At 45.5% G+C, this 18029-nt stretch carries 16 protein-coding genes, 3 tRNA genes, 2 rRNA genes and 1 pseudogene (1 of these 22 cut by a window edge); 10 read left to right on the top strand and 12 right to left on the bottom strand.

Going from position 1 to position 18029, the window contains the following annotated elements; genetic code table 11:
• The 4 genes and pseudogenes from DNHGIG_RS11305 to DNHGIG_RS11290 all read right to left on the bottom strand — a co-directional run.
• Positions 1-592: ribosomal RNA gene (locus DNHGIG_RS11305) — 23S ribosomal RNA — on the bottom strand (it extends 2353 nt beyond the left edge of the window).
• Between the two features lie 178 nt (positions 593-770).
• Positions 771-2319, bottom strand: a 16S ribosomal RNA gene (locus DNHGIG_RS11300).
• Together the 16S and 23S rRNA genes form the textbook arrangement of a ribosomal RNA operon.
• 450 nt (positions 2320-2769) lie before the next feature.
• The gene (locus DNHGIG_RS11295) at positions 2770-2979 is read right to left on the bottom strand and encodes an alpha/beta-type small acid-soluble spore protein (protein WP_282199694.1); all 210 of its coding nucleotides are present in this window, start codon (positions 2977-2979) and stop codon (positions 2770-2772) included.
• 53 nt (positions 2980-3032) lie between these two features.
• Positions 3033-4073 (bottom strand): annotated as a pseudogene (locus tag DNHGIG_RS11290) (oxidoreductase); the annotation flags it as partial.
• A gap of 138 nt (positions 4074-4211) precedes the next feature.
• On the opposite strand from DNHGIG_RS11290, the gene DNHGIG_RS11285 reads away from it, so the two are divergent.
• The 9 genes from DNHGIG_RS11285 (at position 4212) to DNHGIG_RS11250 (ending at position 12870) form a co-directional block, all read left to right on the top strand.
• Complete coding sequence (locus tag DNHGIG_RS11285) at positions 4212-4889, top strand: response regulator transcription factor (protein WP_282199693.1); 678 nt, start codon at positions 4212-4214, stop codon at positions 4887-4889.
• A 5-nt stretch (positions 4890-4894) separates the two neighbouring features.
• On the top strand, positions 4895-6271 hold the full coding sequence (locus DNHGIG_RS11280; RefSeq protein ID WP_282199692.1) for a sensor histidine kinase: 1377 nt from the start codon (positions 4895-4897) through the stop codon (positions 6269-6271).
• Positions 6272-6397: 126 nt separating this feature from the next.
• Entirely contained in the window at positions 6398-8401 is a 2004-nt protein-coding gene (locus tag DNHGIG_RS11275) for a glycosyltransferase family 39 protein (protein ID WP_282199691.1), read from the top strand.
• A gap of 36 nt (positions 8402-8437) precedes the next feature.
• Positions 8438-9424 carry a glycosyltransferase family 2 protein gene (locus DNHGIG_RS11270; RefSeq protein WP_282199690.1) on the top strand — a complete coding sequence of 329 codons (987 nt, stop codon included), beginning with the start codon at positions 8438-8440 and terminating at the stop codon, positions 9422-9424.
• Positions 9318-9830, top strand: coding sequence for a GtrA family protein (locus DNHGIG_RS21035; RefSeq protein WP_369414756.1), 513 nt, complete (start codon positions 9318-9320; stop codon positions 9828-9830). Before DNHGIG_RS11270 ends, DNHGIG_RS21035 begins: the two co-directional genes overlap by 107 nt.
• Before the next feature lie 13 nt (positions 9831-9843).
• Positions 9844-10758: a UTP--glucose-1-phosphate uridylyltransferase GalU gene (gene galU / locus DNHGIG_RS11265; RefSeq protein WP_282199689.1), complete on the top strand. Its 915-nt coding sequence runs from the start codon at positions 9844-9846 to the stop codon at positions 10756-10758.
• 258 nt (positions 10759-11016) lie between these two features.
• Complete coding sequence (locus tag DNHGIG_RS11260) at positions 11017-11433, top strand: hypothetical protein (protein ID WP_282199688.1); 417 nt, start codon at positions 11017-11019, stop codon at positions 11431-11433.
• Positions 11430-12344, top strand: coding sequence for an FAD:protein FMN transferase (locus tag DNHGIG_RS11255; protein WP_282199687.1), 915 nt, complete (start codon positions 11430-11432; stop codon positions 12342-12344). Before DNHGIG_RS11260 ends, DNHGIG_RS11255 begins: the two co-directional genes overlap by 4 nt.
• Positions 12331-12870, top strand: coding sequence for a DUF8596 domain-containing protein (locus DNHGIG_RS11250; protein ID WP_282199686.1), 540 nt, complete (start codon positions 12331-12333; stop codon positions 12868-12870). The genes DNHGIG_RS11255 and DNHGIG_RS11250 overlap by 14 nt, the downstream gene beginning before the upstream one ends.
• A gap of 355 nt (positions 12871-13225) precedes the next feature.
• Here the strand turns inward: DNHGIG_RS11250 and DNHGIG_RS11245 are convergent, their stop codons facing one another.
• The 4 genes from DNHGIG_RS11245 to DNHGIG_RS11230 form a co-directional block, all read right to left on the bottom strand.
• Positions 13226-13762: a hypothetical protein gene (locus DNHGIG_RS11245; RefSeq protein ID WP_282199685.1), complete on the bottom strand. Its 537-nt coding sequence runs from the start codon at positions 13760-13762 to the stop codon at positions 13226-13228.
• 402 nt (positions 13763-14164) lie between these two features.
• Positions 14165-14494, bottom strand: coding sequence for a DUF1904 family protein (locus tag DNHGIG_RS11240; RefSeq protein WP_282199684.1), 330 nt, complete (start codon positions 14492-14494; stop codon positions 14165-14167).
• A 165-nt stretch (positions 14495-14659) separates the two neighbouring features.
• A complete protein-coding gene (locus tag DNHGIG_RS11235; protein ID WP_282199683.1) occupies positions 14660-16054 on the bottom strand; it encodes a sensor histidine kinase in 1395 nt (464 codons plus the stop codon).
• The gene (locus tag DNHGIG_RS11230; protein ID WP_282199682.1) at positions 16044-16715 is read right to left on the bottom strand and encodes a response regulator transcription factor; all 672 of its coding nucleotides are present in this window, start codon (positions 16713-16715) and stop codon (positions 16044-16046) included. The genes DNHGIG_RS11235 and DNHGIG_RS11230 overlap by 11 nt, the downstream gene beginning before the upstream one ends.
• A gap of 331 nt (positions 16716-17046) precedes the next feature.
• On the opposite strand from DNHGIG_RS11230, the gene DNHGIG_RS11225 reads away from it, so the two are divergent.
• Entirely contained in the window at positions 17047-17205 is a 159-nt protein-coding gene (locus tag DNHGIG_RS11225; RefSeq protein WP_282199681.1) for a hypothetical protein, read from the top strand.
• Between the two features lie 67 nt (positions 17206-17272).
• Here DNHGIG_RS11225 and DNHGIG_RS11220 read toward each other — a convergent pair whose 3' ends face one another.
• From DNHGIG_RS11220 to DNHGIG_RS11205, 4 genes are all read right to left on the bottom strand, one after another.
• A complete protein-coding gene (locus DNHGIG_RS11220; protein ID WP_282199680.1) occupies positions 17273-17695 on the bottom strand; it encodes a hypothetical protein in 423 nt (140 codons plus the stop codon).
• A 65-nt stretch (positions 17696-17760) separates the two neighbouring features.
• Positions 17761-17837 (bottom strand) — tRNA-Ile (locus tag DNHGIG_RS11215).
• Positions 17838-17861: 24 nt separating this feature from the next.
• Positions 17862-17944: transfer RNA gene (locus tag DNHGIG_RS11210), tRNA-Leu, on the bottom strand.
• Between the two features lie 6 nt (positions 17945-17950).
• Positions 17951-18025, bottom strand: a tRNA-Val gene (locus DNHGIG_RS11205).
• Between the last annotated feature and the right edge of the window lie 4 nt (positions 18026-18029).

The following is an 18029-nucleotide window of genomic DNA, read 5'->3' as shown; positions in this document are numbered from 1 at the left end:
ATATCGCCCTCCGACTGATTGTAGGCACACGGTTTCAGGTTCTCTTTCACTCCGCTCCCGCGGTGCTTTTCACCTTTCCCTCACGGTACTGGTTCACTATCGGTCGCCAGGTTGTATTTAGCCTTAGGAGGTGGTCCTCCCGGATTCCCACGGGATTCCTCGTGTCCCGCGGTACTCGGGGTCCGTCTCGGAGTCCTCTTCGTTTCAGATACGGGACTGTCACCCTCTCTGGTCGGCCGTTCCAAGCCGTTCTCTTACGAAAAGGATTGGTAACTCCATGTGAGACGCCCCACGACCCCGCCTGTGCAAGCACATGCGGTTTAGGCTCTTCCCGTTCGCTCGCCACTACTGAGGGAATCACTGTTGTTTTCTTTTCCTCAGGGTACTAAGATGTTTCAGTTCCCTGGTGTACCTTCTCACTGCCTATGGATTCAGCAGTGGATACCCCGCCATTACGCGGGGTGGGTTGCCCCATTCGGAAATCCCCGGATCAAAGCCTGCTTACGGCTCCCCGAGGCGTATCGGCGTTAGCCCCGTCCTTCATCGGCACCTGGCGCCAAGGCATCCTCCGTGCGCCCTTCATAGCTTAATCTACAAAGTGACTCGGTTGATTCCAGTTCCATTGCAAACTGCTATGCAGTTCCCTTTGCAATGTCTTCTCATATTCGTTATCCAGTTTTCAAGGAGCAAGTGAAGGATTCACTCCCTCAAAACCAAATCGTGTAGGGAGATTGTTCGGCGTGAGCCGAACCTCGTCATAACATCCTTAGAAAGGAGGTGATCCAGCCGCACCTTCCGATACGGCTACCTTGTTACGACTTCACCCCAGTCATCGGCCCCACCTTAGGCGGCTGGCTCCTCAAAGAGGTTACCCCACCGACTTCGGGTGTTGCCAACTCCCATGGTGTGACGGGCGGTGTGTACAAGGCCCGGAACGTATTCACCGCGGCATGCTGATCCGCGATTACTAGCAATTCCGGCTTCATGCAGGCGAGTTGCAGCCTGCAATCCGAACTACGAACGGTTTTCAGGGTTTGGCTCCACCTCGCGGTTTCGCATCCCGTTGTACCGCCCATTGTAGCACGTGTGTAGCCCAGGACATAAGGGGCATGATGATTTGACGTCATCCCCGCCTTCCTCCGACTTGTCGTCGGCAGTCTGTTGTGAGTGCCCAACTAAATGCTGGCAACACAACACAAGGGTTGCGCTCGTTGCGGGACTTAACCCAACATCTCACGACACGAGCTGACGACAACCATGCACCACCTGTCACCGCTGCCCCGAAGGGAAGGTCTGTCTCCAGACCGGTCAGCGGGATGTCAAGCCCTGGTAAGGTTCTTCGCGTTGCTTCGAATTAAACCACATGCTCCACTGCTTGTGCGGGCCCCCGTCAATTCCTTTGAGTTTCAGTCTTGCGACCGTACTCCCCAGGCGGAGTGCTTCATGCGTTAGCTTCGGCACTCATGGGTATGAGCCCACGAACACCTAGCACTCATCGTTTACGGCGTGGACTACCAGGGTATCTAATCCTGTTTGCTCCCCACGCTTTCGCGCCTCAACGTCAGGAATCGGCCAGCAAGGCGCCTTCGCCACAGGTGTTCCTCCACATCTCTACGCATTTCACCGCTACACGTGGAATTCCCCTTGCCTCTCCGACCCTCAAGCTCTCCCGTATCCAAGGCCGTCCCGGGGTTGAGCCCCGGGTTTTCACCCCGGACGCAGAAAGCCGTCTGCGCGCGCTTTACGCCCAGTGAATCCGGACAACGCTTGCCCCTACGTATTACCGCGGCTGCTGGCACGTAGTTAGCCGGGGCTTCCTCCTCCGGTACCGTCAGGATAGGAGCATTGCCTCACCTATCGGTTCGTCCCGGAAGACAGAGTTTTACAATCCGAAGACCTTCATCACTCACGCGGCGTTGCTCCGTCAGGCTTGCGCCCATTGCGGAAGATTCCCTACTGCTGCCTCCCGTAGGAGTCTGGGCCGTGTCTCAGTCCCAGTGTGGCCGGTCACCCTCTCAGGTCGGCTACGCATCGTCGCCTTGGTGAGCCGTTACCTCACCAACTAGCTAATGCGCCGCGGGCCCATCTGGCAGTGACGCCGTGAAGCGCCTTTCCCTCCTCACGGATGCCCGTGAAGAGCCTATCGGGTATTAGCACTCGTTTCCAAGCGTTATCCCCGTCTGCCAGGCAGGTTGCCCACGTGTTACTCACCCGTCCGCCGCTGACTTCAAGGAGCAAGCTCCTCTCCATCCGCGCGACTTGCATGTATTAGGCACGCCGCCAGCGTTCGTCCTGAGCCAGGATCAAACTCTCGAAAAAATTGTATGCCACGCTCCAAAGAGCCGACAATTCAAGTATCCTAGCTCCCTACACGATTCAGTTTTCAAAGAGCGACTAGATCAATATATCACGTTGCATGCAATCATGCAAGTGGTAATTAATGTTTCGTTTATTATCACCGTTTATCGCGGCGACAGGTGTTATATTATCATGCAACTCATTCCGTCTCAATTCAAATGATCGAGCGTTATAAAACAAAATCCTATTCCATTCAAGATGAATAATATCGGACTAACATTATTCTCTTTTTTTCTCAATTTTTCAATGCGAGGATTAAAAGTAACTTGTACAGGAAGAGAGATTTAAAGCTGCCACAAGAACGGAGTGACTTTTGGGTGGGTGTATTGCTTTGTGACGTCTAATAATCCTATAAAATCAATAGTTCAATGCATAAAACCGCCCCCCTGTGACAGGGGGACGGCAGGGAAGTCACTCCGACCGTTTGGCCATCTCCGCTTCTGCGAATTTGATCATTTCTCGAACCATGTTCCCTCCGATTTTTCCGACCTCGCGGGTGGTCATGTTTTCCCACCCTTTTGCCTTGATATCATCATCAAGACCCAAATCGGCTGCAACCTCGTACTTGAGTCTTTCAAGCGAACGAGATGCTCTCGGATTCAGAACACGTCGATTGGTCATGAAGTCACCTCCCTAATACTAGAATGCCTTTTTTAAATGGAAAGTAGTCTCCATCAAACTAACGTGAGAAGGTGCTTCTTCGTATCATATTCCACCAAGGATTGACCATTTTTCACCCGATGCAAAAAGTCTGGATTCGCAATCAACGGACGGCCGAACGCTGCCACGTCAATCGTCCCTTCCGCCAAAGCTTGTTCGGCGGTTACAGGATCCAGATTACCAACACCTACAATCACTCCATCCCAGTATTTGCGCACCAGTTGGTGCATGGTTTTTCCATCGGCGAGTATTTGAGTAAAATTCATGGTGGACGGATGGATCATTGTGGCGCCCACCTCCCGGAAAGCATCCACAAAGGTGTGGATAGCCGCTTCCGGATCCTCCCACATGTAATCCGGATTCTCCACTTTTAAAGCCGAGAAACGGATTAAAGTCCGGTCAGTACCGATCGCATCGATGACCGCACCTGTTACTTCTTTCATGAAAGTAAGACGCTGAGCCAAGTCTCCGCCATAACGATCCGTTCTCTTATTGGTAGTATCAGAGTTGAACTGGTCGATCAAGTAGCCATGAGCTCCATGGATCTCTACTCCATCGAAGCCGGCAGCTATAGCGTTTCGCGCTGCCTGTGCGTATTGGCGTACCACTTCCTGAATGTCCTCAACCGACATCTCTTCAGGTACGTCATATGGCTTGCGGAAACGAGGAATTAAGCCTTCAGCTTGGATTGCAGATGGGGCTTGCGGTGCCAGTCCACCCGTCAGTTCGTGATGGGTCAGGCGACCTACGTGCCAAATTTGACAGATAATCGTTCCGCCCTCCTTATGGACAGCTTCGGTTACTTTTTTCCATGCTTCCACTTGTTCCTGCGTATAGATGCCTGGTACACCCGGATTCCCTTTACCCCTGGGGCTAATCACCGTTCCTTCAGTAATGATAAGCCCTATCCCATCAGCCGCTCGTTTGCGATAATATTCTACGATGTCGTCTCCAACGACTCCCGTTTTGTCATTTGCAAAGCAGCGGGTCATGGGAGCCATCGCCGTTCGGGTACGGAGACGCCAAGCTCCAATTTGGATTGGTTCAAATAGCTTGTTCATACGTTTCCCTCCTCATGTATGTACGATCGGTTACAATGGATTCGATGTGATGTGTTTGCGTAATCATGTACACTTTACTAATTGGGGTACTTGATATATTGAGGTTACACTTAGAAAAAGGTGGATGCAAGCATGGCAAAGATATTAGTGGTCGATGATGATTTGCATATTCGTGAGCTAATCGGACTCTATTTACGTAATGAAGGCTTTGAGGTATTGGAAGCTTCTCATGGCAAAGAAGCCTTAACCGTAATGGAGTCCACTAAAATAGACCTCGTAATTTTGGACATTATGATGCCGGAAATGGACGGTTGGCAATTCTGCCAGGAAATCCGGAATTATTGGGATATTCCTTTATTAATGGTAACCGCAAAGGGAGAACCGGAACAAAAAATAAAAGGATTTAAATTGGGAACAGACGATTATCTTGTGAAACCATTTGATCCGCTTGAATTGGTCATGCGGGTCAAAGCATTGCTCAAGCGTTATCGCATCGCCACTTCACAAATTATTCAACTGGGAGATGTTATATTAAATCGTCAGAACTATGACGTTACAATCGGAAGTGAAAAGTTCACTTTACCTTTAAAGGAATTTGAACTGTTATTTAAGTTGGCCAGCTACCCAGGACAGATTTTTACAAGAGATCAATTAATTGAAGAAATATGGGGAATCGACTATCAAGGAGATGAGCGGACCGTTGATGTGCATGTGAAGCGGCTACGGGAACGGTTTCCCGAACAAGACGAAAGGATTGGTTTCAAGATTGTGACCGTCCGGGGATTGGGATATCGTCTTGAATTGAGGTGAGCTTGTTGGTAAAAACTCTCTATATCCGAATCGTTGGTACCTTTCTTCTTGCTGTATTCATTGGAATCGCCGCTGCTTTTTTCTTTACGACCCAAGTGTACCACAACCGAATCCATAAAAAAGTTGAGAATGAGATGATATCAGCAGGCAATGAAATCATTCGATTGTGCAAGGAAACCGCTCCTAAAGACTTGGATCATTACCTGAATAGTCTCGCCCAATTGAAATCATATGATATTTACTTATATAGCAACACCGGCGAAATGAAAAGATATGGATCTTTTAACCAAAATAAGGGTACTGCCATTGATAAACAGCAAGTGGAAGATGTGTTGAATGGTAAAATGTATCAGGGAATCGCCAAGAATAGCCCTGATCGGAATTCGTTAATCATCGGGTTACCTTTTCAGATCGGTACTATACGATATGCTATGTTTATTCAACCTGATTTCACCGGTCAGTATAACGAATTTAATAGTTTCTTGACTACTGTTTTTCTCATCCTATTGATCGCGGGGAGTATCAGCTTTTTCATTGCGGCCCGATATTTGGTGAAGCCGATCCGGCTCATGACGGAAGCGACCAAAAAAATGGCCAAAGGCGACTTTAATGTCAAAGTATCGGTCAAACAGAAAGATGAATTAGGGGTTCTTGCAGAGAGTTTTAATCAGATGGCACATGAACTCAAACGAATCGAACAGATGCGTCAAGATTTTATAACGAATGTATCGCATGAAATCCAATCTCCACTGACTTCCATTCGTGGATTTTCTATCGCGTTGAAAAACAACAGAATCGCGGAGAGTGAGCGGCAGCGATACTTAGATATCATCGTAACGGAAAGCGAGCGCCTTTCCAGATTGAGTAAAAATTTACTAAGCCTCGCCTCCTTAGAGTCAGATCATCACCCCTTTCACCCGAAAACTTTCCGTTTAGATGAGCAATTACGCAGAGTCATTGTCGCCAGTGAACCTCAGTGGTCGCAAAAAAACATCGAATTCCATTTAACACTTCCAAGAGTGAGGATTACTGCTGATGAAGATCAATTGAACCAAGTCTGGACCAATCTAATCAGCAACAGCATTAAATTTACACCGCAAAATGGTCATATTCGGGTGGAAATTAAGGAAAGCGGAAATAAAATCAAAGTGATCATCTCTGATACGGGTATAGGCATATCCGCAGAGGATCAAAAACAGATTTTCCAACGATTTTATAAAGCGGATAAGTCTCGTAACCGCACGCAAAGCGGAAGCGGTCTGGGATTAGCGATTGTAAAGAAGATTGTCGAACTTCACCGAGGACATATCGAAGTGCAAAGTGAGGAAGGCAAAGGGACAACTTTTATTGTTTCACTTCCCCGCCTTCAAATCATAACCTAGTCTTTTTAGCCATGGGGATCCATGGCTTTTTTGTTCGCACTTCATTCATTTTCAGTTCAAATTCAGTTCATATTTGTTCCGTATGGTTTCACTACGGATATAACAAAAGTGTATGGGAGAGATTCTATGAGCCAAGTAAAAACCAAATTCAAATGGCATTATTTTGGGTTGGCTGCGATCCTCTTGTTTTCCGTCATTCTTAATTTTTATAAGTTAGGTCAGGAGGGATATGGAAATCCTTATTATTCTGCTGCGGTAAAAAGCATGTTGCAAAGTTGGCACAACTTTTTCTTTAATTCGTTCGATCCGAAGGGGTTTATTACAATTGATAAGCCTCCGGTTGGCTTTTGGATTCAAACATTGAGTGCTTATCTCTTTGGATTTAAAGGATGGAGCTTGTTCCTTCCCCAAGCTTTGGCCGGTGTGTTATCGGTAGCTTTGCTTTACCACCTCGTAGCTCGTGTATTCGGACGCGGGGCGGGACTTCTAGCCGCACTCTTTTTGGCAAGTACGCCCATTGTTGTGGCGGCAGACCGGACGAACGAGATTGATAGCATGCTCATGTTCGTTACATTGATTGCCACTTGGGCGCTGAGCCACGCAGTGGAACGGGGCAGTTTAAAGTGGCTGCTTCTTGCTGCCTTTCTCGTCGGAGTCGGGTTCAACATTAAAATGATGGAGGCTTACTTAGTCCTTCCTGCTTTTTATCTGTTTTACTTGATCTCCCCTACTTTGACCCGGTCTAAAAAACTGGTTCACTTGTTGTACGCTACTGTCGTTCTTGCGGTCGTTTCCTGCTCTTGGGCGGTTACGGTCGACTCAATTCCCTCCGATCAACGCCCTTATATCGGCAGTACGCAACATAATTCCGTGGTGGAACTGGCCATTGGGTATAACGGAATCAATCGGCTGCTTGGAAATCACATGCCGGGGGGAAACTCCCATTCGCGGGCACCATGGAACCCAAGTGAAGACACTCAAAGAAACCGGGGAGCCAATTGGAACTTAGGTGCGAATCAATCGGCTATGATGGCATCCCATGGAGAGAATTCACGGTTCGCAGGAGATAGGCCGGCAAATGTAAGAGATCGTATCTCCTCGTGGGGCAATCAAACGGGTACACCCGGTATGCTCAGGCTCTTTATCAATCATCAGCTAGCCGGGCAGCTCAGTTGGCTTTTGCCATGGGTCTTCTTTAGTGTAGTTGCTCTTCTGTGGGGCACACGATTTAGGGCTCCTTTGAATCGAAAACAACAGGCGGCCATTTTTTGGACGGCGTGGGTGTTAACCATGACGGTCTTCTTCAGTGTTGCGGGCAGATTCAGCAGTTATTACATGGTTATGCTTGCGCCTGGGATCGCTGCGTTAGCGGGTGCAGGGTTTATGGAGATGTGGGATGAATTTCGTGCCGTAAGCTTGAAAGCTTGGCTTTTACCTGTCGCATTGGTATGTACGACAGCTTTTGAAATCTCTGTGGTTTGGAACTATCCTGCTTTACGGAATCAACTTTCGTCCGCGATCGGTATTTTGACACTGATGGCTTTGATCGGTTTGTTCTTGGTAAAGAAACTGAGAGATGCAGGCCAACGAACGGTCTCCCTTGTTTCCATATTGGTTGGACTTGCAACTCTATTAACCGCCCCGACCGCATGGGCTATTACGCCGATCCAATATGGTGGGTCCGTGTCACATCCGTTTGCCGGTCCGGAGCTTAAAAACCAGAGAGAAGAGGATCTTATGACCTCCAACACCAAACTGGAGAATTATTTAAAGGCTAATTATCGTGAAGGGACCTATTTGTTAGCAACACTCAATGCCATGTCTGCTGCACCTATCATTCTCGATACAGGTCTCCCTGTAATGGCGATGGGAGGGTTTATGGGGAATGATCCGGCTCTCACTGTCGAGAAATTGCAAAAGATGGTCAATGAAGGTCAAGTCCGCTATTTCTTGATTCCGGCAGCCTCCTTTGGAAACCAACAAACTGCGGTACTCCATTGGATCCAAAGCAATTGTCGCGTGGTACCTGCTGACAAGTGGAAAGATCAGCATTCTGGATCTGCCAAAGAACAAGGTCGGATGGGATTTATGGGCTCCCAACTGACGCTCTATGAATACGTAAAAAAATAATTCGACATTCAAAACGTGAGTAAGGGAGGGTGCGCCATGGATTCGGATGTACGTTATTCAATTATCATTCCCGTTTATAACGAAGAAGAAGTCGTTGCAGTTACTTATGAAAGATTAAAAGAAGTGATGGACTCAACCAACGAGTGTTATGAGTTGTTATTTATTAATGACGGAAGCAAAGATCGAACCGCTCAGATCATCCTCGAACTTTGTATGAAAGATGATACGGTTAAGTTAATAAACTTTTCCAGGAATTTCGGACATCAAATAGCGATCAGTGCAGGCATGGATCATGCAGCGGGTCAAGCGATTGTCGTGATTGACGCGGATCTGCAAGATCCGCCTGAACTGATTTTGGATATGATCGAGAAATGGAAGGAGGGATACGACGTTGTATACGCCACCAGAAAAAAACGGAAAGGAGAAACTTGGTTCAAAAAGTGGACAGCAGCCGTGTTTTACAGGGTACTCAGGTCAATGACCGAAGTGGATATCCCGGTTGATACTGGGGATTTCCGATTAATTGACCGCAAAGTCTGTGATGCAATGAAAAAGGTTAAAGAGAAAAATCGATTTGTGCGCGGACTTGTCAGTTGGGTCGGCTTTCGGCAAACAGCTATTGAATATATCAGGGAAGAACGCTTTGCGGGGAAAACGAAATATCCATTGCGTAAAATGATCAAATTATCCTTGGATGCCATTACCACCTTTTCTCATAAGCCACTTAAATTAGCGACATATCTAGGTTTTTTACTATCGTCCGTTAGCTTTCTTTATCTGATCTTTGCAGTCTTTGAGAGGCTGTTCACGCCAAACACGGTTTCCGGGTGGACATCCATCGTGGCGACAAGTTTATTTTTTAATGGCACCATCTTAATCATTTTGGGGATTATAGGAGAGTATATTGGCCGGATTTATGATGAAACCAAGAATAGGCCCCTGTATATCATTGACAGTAAAGTGGGATTTAAAGGGAACGAAGAGAAACATGATTTCGAAGAGAAATATGAAATCTCTCATTAAGCCAACGATGACAATACAAAATGTCCGCTCTATCGTACTTTTTTCCTTGGTAGGACTCTCAAACACTTTCGTCGATACCGTCGTATTTTTCGTGTTATACCACTGGTTCTCTCACGATTACTTGCTGATACAAGGGATCTCTTATTCTTGTGGCATGGTCAACAGTTACCTGCTGAATAAGTATTGGACATTTCAAAAGAAAAGCGTACCGAGTGGAGCGGAGATTTTAAAGTTTATCACGGTTAATGCTCTGGCTTTCTCGGTCTCTTTCATCTCGCTTTATATTTTGGATAGCCGATACGGATTTCACATGTTTTTTTCCAAAACGTTCGCAACCATAATGGCGATGGGTGTGAATTATACGGGAAGCAGGCTTTGGGTATTCAAAGATGCACATTCCATCTGAGGAGTGGTAGAAAATGAAGATTCGTAAGGCAATCATTCCGGCAGCCGGTCTTGGCACCCGATTTTTGCCGGCAACAAAAGCCCAACCCAAGGAAATGTTACCGATTGTCGATAAACCATCGATCCAGTTTATCGTAGAGGAAGCGATCGCATCAGGGATCGAAAGTATCATCATCGTTACAGGCCGGAACAAGCGTGCCATCGAAGACCATTTTGACAAATCGTTTGAATTAGAAACGATCCTTGAGGAGAAGGGGAAGACTGAGATGCTGCAAACGGTACGGCAAATCGCAAACATGGCGGATATCCATTACATTCGGCAAAAAGAGCCCCTCGGTCTCGGGCATGCGATCCTTTGCGCACGGAAATTTGTGGGAAACGAACCCTTTGCTGTTTTACTGGGGGATGATGTGATTCAAGCGGATCCACCGGTTTTAAAACAAATGATCGATATTTATGATCGTTTTCAGACCTCCATTGTTGCAGTGAAAGAAGTTCCTTGGGAGGATGTAGACAAATACGGCATCATTTCCCCTTCTCCTAAAACGAAAGCGATCATGTGTCCGAATGGTTCTCATCCCGTTGAAGATTTGGTTGAGAAACCAACTGCCGAACATGCTCCTTCCAATCTTGCAATTATTGGAAGATATATATTGGAACCTGAAATATTTGATCTTCTTGAAACGGCGTCTCCGGGAATAAGTGGTGAAATTCAATTGACGGATGCACTGAGAATACGAAACCGCCAGAAAAAAATGCTTGCCTACACCCTAAAGGGCAAACGATATGATGTCGGCGACAAACTGGGTTACGTACAAGCTACCATTGAATTCGCATTGCAACGAGAAGATCTTCTGCCTTATTTAAAAGAATATTTGATTTCGTTAGTTGAAAACTGGAATCCCAAGATTCATCAAAAGTTATCTTGATACACCGGCTCAAAGGGAGCCGTACAAAAAAATGAGTGAATTTGAGCGTGAAAAGCGCTCTTTTTTTGTTCTCCACGAACCATAACTTGTCAGGGTCTATCGATGTGGGCATACCTCCTACTTGTTGCATCCACCATTTCTCCTCACATTTCTAAGGAAATTCTAATGTTCGATTCTTATATTGAAACCACAGAGGTTATCAAATAAAAAATGAGATGAAATCAAATTCTATCATGTGATAGGAGAAGGTGTTTCCCGATGAGCAAAAAACTGTTTGTCAACTGGGCCGTCCGTTTAAGCAGTGTCGCAGCCGTTGCTCTGATTGCAGGCAATTTGGGCGGTCATGGTACGACAACGGATTCCTCCACATCGAACCCTTATAATAACCAGCAATCCTTCGGCAAGGACTCAAAAAATAACCCATTCAGTCCTCCAGGCAGCTCGAATGAGCAAGCCGATCAGTCAAACAACAACTCATCAATTACGGATGACCGTTCGGACAACCAGTTTACGAACCCATCGACCGATCAATCCTCTTTATGGAAAGGCTCCGGAGATGCATCAGGTGACCAGTCCAACATGGAGGGGAATCCATCGGATCAGCAATCGAATGACAACGGTGGCTTTTTTACGTCGGGCAATCATCGCACACATACAAGGACGAGAGCTTCATGAGCGAACAATCATTTACGTTTCGGGCAATGAACACGCAAATTGAACTGCTCTTAGTACCGGATCGGGTGCTGCAGATTTTCGAAAAGGAGAAGATCTTCGCCAATATCCGAGCGTTATTTCAACAAGTGGAAAATACCTGCAGCCGCTTTTTGCCGGACAGCGAGCTTTCATTGCTTAATCAAACACCGGAACGAGACGTGCCGGTTTCTCCCTTGTTGTTTGAATTGCTGGTCGATGCGTACGACGCTTTTATCGAGACAAACGGTATGTTCAATCCGGGTCTCTTGACGCACCTGGAAGCGGCAGGATATGACAAATCACTGGAGAAAGCGAGCCAATCACAGGAGGAACCTTCCTTTTACCCATGCGCCGTCCACACAAAAGCACCTTTTGAGATCGATAAGATTCGGAAAACAGTTTGGCTCTCCCGCGGGGTGAAAATTGATCTGGGCGGGATCGCCAAAGGCTGGACGGTCGACCGCGCAGTCGAGTATCTGAAACCGTTTGGAACAGGCTTTATCAACGCGGGCGGTGATCTTCGCGTTTTTGGCCGGCGTGACGGCTTCTGGAAAATAGGGGTTGAGAACCCCTTTGACCCGGAGAAAGATCTAGGGGTTATTTCCATACGAGATGGAGCGATTGCGACATCCTCTACATGGAAAAGACGGTGGAAAAAAGGCGCGAACTGGATGAATCACTTAATCGATCCACGCACAGGACAACCGACACAAAGCGAAATCGTTTCTGTTACCGTAACCGCCCCCACTGCCAAGGAGGCCGACGTTTGGGCTAAGACGGTGCTGCTGTTAGGGATGGAGCGAGGAACGACATTTGTGCAAGAGAGGCAGGTATGTGCCGTACTTGTGGATCGAAATCTCAATATAAGGAGTATTCCAAGTGGACTGGCTTAACGCATGGAATCTAACGCGGGCGGCTGGCATGACTTCCTACGTTTTACTTTCGCTGTCCGTCATGACGGGACTGTATGGGCAAACGAGAAAGAAATACGGTCAGCATCCTGGCATCTATCCGTTGCTGCACGCTTCACTTGCAAATTGGGCAATGTACATGGCCATGTTCCATGCCGCGATTTTGTTCTTTGATCGGTATGTAAACTTTTATTGGAAGGACATTTTCGTGCCATTTGCGACGACTTATAAAACCATTCCCATGGCGATCGGCATCATAGCGTTGTATCTATTGATTGGCACTATAGTCACCACAGAAATCCGTCAGATGATCGGTATTAAAATCTGGAGAAAACTGCACATTCTTTCTCCAGTCGTTTATGTCTTGGCGACACTGCACGGATTATGGATCGGTACGGACAGCCAATCGAAGGGAGCCATCGACATGTACTTGATTTCTGTCCTCAGCGTCTCGTTGCTACTGTTCCTTCGATTAAAAAAGGTGAAGTCAGCAAACATTCTGGAATAAAGCACTCATTATTCGTGGCTGGCAAGTGAATCATCCAGTCAGACATGATAGCCATCTATTACGCAAGAAGCGCCATCAGAGGATGAAAAGTTTCTTGTGAGGGAAGAAGTATAAGGCTATCTCAAGAAACGGAGTGGCTTTTGGGTGGGTTGTATCGCTTTGCGGCGCAGAGGTGAGTTGAAGGTCGTTCCGCAACCTCTGTAAAGAATCCCAGCGGGACGACCTTCATCGAACCCAAGCGCAAAGCGATACACCCACCCAAGCACTAGTTTGCAAGATCGTGATACAAGAAAAGTAGGTGACACATTATAGCCACCTACTTTTCATGTGAGAGCCCACTGTTGTTCAACGCTGATCATAAAAATGAATGAATCAAAAATAGGATCCCAAAGCTCAATCCTAACACCCAGTGCCATTTCCGATCCATCTTTTTGTATCGAAGAATCCCTGATATCGCTAATGGAAAAAGGATCAACAAAGAAACCAATCCTGTAACATAATGAAAATCCAATGTAAATCCGTATAGAATGGCTCCTATAGCATGAATCAGAACGATACCCATCGCTGCGATGGCTACAGGAACATGCCATTGACGAGCCATTCGTGAAAGAAAGATCACCCCTTGTTTGATTTGTGCCCAACGATCCAAATATCGTTTCTGAAGAACAAGTTTCAACACATAATGAGCGAACACAAAAAAGAAAGCGATTCTGGCGTAAGAGCCAAATTCCTTAAAGAAATGTTTAAAAGATTGTGTATGAAAGGAAAGCGGAAAAGAATGTAGGGTATACCAAATCCCCCATAAGGAAAAGATAAGCGTTATCCCTATCGTCCAGAAAATCCGCTTTCTTTCCTGTTCATTTTGTATCCTCGCTTGCTTCGTTTGTAACATGTCTATCAACTCCTGAATTTTTTCTTTTTCACATCGCTGAGAGACGTTTCATTCAAATCCCCCTGCTATACGCTCGATTTCATTCATAATCCTCCTTTACATGAGTCTCTCCCGTCTGCCTTTTTTGTGGTTATCATCACAAGGAAAGAGCTGTTCTTCCATTGATGCTTCTAAGATGGATGGTTCCATCTAAAAGATAGAACTTGTTTCTTTGAATTTCCTTATAAAAAACCTGATGGAATCTTCTATTTTCTTCCCAAAGAAAATGCCCATATCTCCCTCATGAAGATATGAGCGTAATGTAGTTTCTCTTCAACTTCTCAATTGAAGCCGGAGACTGAGACGGCACGACAGACTGGACTGCATCGGTTTTTGTGACCACATTTGCTTCTACATGTCAGCTTATGTTTTCACATGTTCAACCAACGGTTTCCCGAACTTATAATAGAACTCGGGTTTCAAGAAGACAAAAAATATATGAACCCCTTGATATCCATGTTCATTTAATATGCGATACAGACAAGAAGCGATTCGATGATGCTTTTCCGGTTCTCTTTCAAACATGAATATTTCTAATGAGAGAGGGGTATCTGTTATACGCTCCACATGAAGAATCTCTATTTTTACAATTTCTTCAGGTATGTCGACAATCGAAGCGAATTCCTTTCTAACTCTGTCGGCTATATTTCTTACGAAATCTTTTTCAAAGCCTTTAAATCGGAGAAAGGGCATTTCTGATCTTCCTTTTTGTTTTAGTAACATTTTTATGTTACCAAAACAATTAAAAGGCATAAAGTATTTTCTGAAACGAAAATTCACCCATCCGAAATTTATCTGCCGACGACGATTGATCGCTTGACTTTTGCGCTTTTGAAATACAAATCGGAACAAGTTACGTCAAATGTCACCCTCTTTGTCTTTACGACCGCCCAAAGGAATCCAGACCGTGAACGTGCTTCCTGATCCTTCCGTACTAGAAACCTCTATACTTCCCTGATGGGCTTCCGCGATCGACTTGGCGATCGATAATCCAAGTCCTGTCCCGCCCGTCTGCCTCGATCGGTCTTTATCGCCCCGAAAAAACCGGTCAAAAATACGTTTTTGCTGCTCCAACGGGATCCCTATTCCGGTATCTTTGACACTCAAACATAACAGTTTCTTTTTCTGCTTCGTCACTCGATGTAACGAGACCGTAACTTCCCCTCCAGCAGGCGTATATTTAATGGCATTGTCAAGTAAGATGAACAATAATTGTCTGATTCGTTCTTGATCTCCGTACATTATAAGTTTTTCAGGTGCTGCTAAATGCAATTGAATTTGTCCTGAGTTTGCCAAGGGTTGAATGGAACGAATCAGTTTTTCTGCAGTCGAAACCACGTCAAATGTCTCATTCAAAAGATCGAGGCCTTCGGAATCGGAACGAGCTAAAATTAATAAATCGTTGACCAGCTTTTTCATCCTTTTCAATTCATCTTTCATATCGAACAACACTTTACGAGAGAAAGAAGAAATTTTATCCTGTTCTTCCGCTTCAATCACTTCAAGTGAGGAATATAGAACACTTAAAGGCGTTCGTAATTCGTGAGAGGCATCTGCAACAAATTCCTGTTGTCTAGTATACGACTTCACGATCGGGATCATAGCTTTCCTGGACATAAAATACCCGACAATTGAAGCAACGATCAGAAAGAATAAAGATAGCACGATCAATACAATGAGCAGCATCTCAAATATATGCCTGTAAAAAGTAATATCTTTCGCAGTATAGATCATTCCTATTAAACGATCATGATCATAGATCGCCCGACCAGCCATAAGCAGATTCAGTTTCCGCTCGTGAGTCAGCTTTACCGTTTCATAACGCACTTCTCCCGAAACAGGAATCCACCCATGTACTTTATTTAGTAGAACGCCGCGGAGACCTGAGATCAGCTCATTTCCGGCGACTAGACGCCCATCACTGGTAACCACATAGCAAAAAAATTGATCTTCGTTCGCTTGAAAGACCTTTTGAAAATCGATCGTTTGATCACGGTCGTTCGAATCATGCTTCAGCAGATTTTGATAAATGGCTAAATCCTGATCAGCCAGTGTTTGCACCTCTTGATTTTGTTCATTCGTAATAATCATGTAAAAGACAGAATAGACGATGACAGAAAAAAAAAGCAAAAAAATGATTAACATACTGCCGTATAGAATCGTTAATCGATTCTGTGTTCGTTTGAACATATCATGTTGTTTAAGCTTATTGCGAATGAGGTTTCGTACGCGTTTTGTTATGTCAGATATCAAGTTTGTAGCCCACCCCTCGTATACTTTGAATCAAAGTTTTCTTCCCGGGGGTATCTATTTTTTTACGTAACAATTTTATATATGCATCAACTGGATTGCTGGTAATCTCAGCGTCATACCCCCAAATACGATCCAAAATGACTTCTCGGGTTAAAACTTGCCCTCGGTTCCGCAAGAGCAGATCAAGCAATTGAAATTCTCGCGGCGTTAATTGAATCGATTGATCGCCACGCTGAACCGTATAATTCGTACGATTGATCACCAAGTCATCAATGGAAACGATATCTTTCTGTATCGGTGCATAATTTCGACGAGACAATGCACGTAAGCGGGCAAAAAGCTCATCGAATTCAAAAGGTTTAATGAGATAATCGTCCGCGCCGGCGTCCAAACCTTCCACGCGGTCATGGACAGAATCTTTCGCTGTTAATAGAAGGATCGCTCCTTCATAATTTTCTTGCCGTAAGCGTCGACATACACTCACTCCATCTTCACCAGGCATCATCCAATCCAGAATCAGGACATCATAGTAAGATGCAAGTGCATAATCGTAAGCATCTTCTCCTTGTGTCACCCAATCCACGATATGTCCCTTCTTTTTTAGCATATGAGCAATCAGTTGACCAAGCCGAAGTTCGTCTTCAGCGAGTAAGACTTTCATCAGCTCTCAACCTCCTTTATGATTACACGTATACACAAACAAAGAAGGTTTGCTTCAAAATTCATTCTTCGAAGCGCGTTCCCCCATATATAGTAAAGCAATTTTAATGAAAAAACGGTGAAAAGTTGGAGATCTGGTTTCCAAACAGCTATAATTTTATATTCTCTCATGGTAAAACGATCTGTACTATAGGGGATGAGTGGAAGAACGAATCTTCCCTACATCCCTCGCGATGGTGAAATAGAACGAATAAACAGTGAAAAGATGGAGATATTGAAAGATAAAGTGTCAACTTTTAGCGCATAGAACACATGATTTGGAGTGAACCTTAATGAGTCTTGATCAAATGTATCTTCTCTTATTTTCATTCTTGCTTGTTTTTTCGATCGGCGTCGTCTGGTGGGGATTGAGAGACCGGTCGGAAACCTTCCCTGTGCAAAGCCAAACGGAAACAGCAGAGGAACTAAGCAGTGATACAGAGGTCGTATAACATACTTGTTGAATAACAAATGCCCCAAGTACCTACCATTAAAGTAGGAATTGGGGCATTTTCCGTATCATGAGTGTAAAATTCTGATTTTCGCATAATAACGGTTTTGAATCACATCGTAACCAAATTCAATCGTATCAGGCAACAAATCGATTCCTTCCTGCGCATAGTGAATGATTTGTTGCGCCCACCCTGTATAATCATCGGGTAAACGGTAGGCAACAGGTTCGTTTTCGCGTTTTACGATTGCTAATACTCCAGCCGACGTTACGCGAACCGATAGAACTTCATAAATGTCCCCGTCCCGCTGTTTAGGATTCACATGAGGGATGTCAAGAAACGAATGTTTTGTCACATCGGTAAAGATTCTTGCACCCCATTCGTCGGTGATCGATTCCTCGTCCACTTTCGTCTCGGCAAACTCCAATCGTTCTGATTTGCTTGCCACAGGTTGCAGGCTCTTCTGCTTTTTCTTTTTCCGCTTTGTCATGAAAGTATCCCCTTAGACGAAAAACTCCCCAAATAGGAGAGCTTGCTCGTCTAATCGATTATTGTTGGTGGGCCTAAGTGGACTTGAACCACTGACCTCACGATTATCAGTCGTGCGCTCTAGCCAGCTGAGCTATAGGCCCATAAACGGGAGTCATCCCGCATGTTGGTGCCGAAGGTGGGAGTCGAACCCACACGGTTTCCCGCACGATTTTGAGTCGTGTGCGTCTGCCAATTCCGCCACTTCGGCATTCGATGGTGCGGCTAATAGGAATCGAACCTATGACCCCCACCGTGTCAAGGTGGTGCTCTCCCTCTGAGCTATAGCCGCGTGC

Source organism: Collibacillus ludicampi, from assembly GCF_023705585.1.
Classification (GTDB): Bacteria; Bacillota; Bacilli; order Tumebacillales; family BOQE01; genus Collibacillus; species Collibacillus ludicampi.
This window is presented reverse-complemented; position numbering and strand designations above follow the sequence as displayed.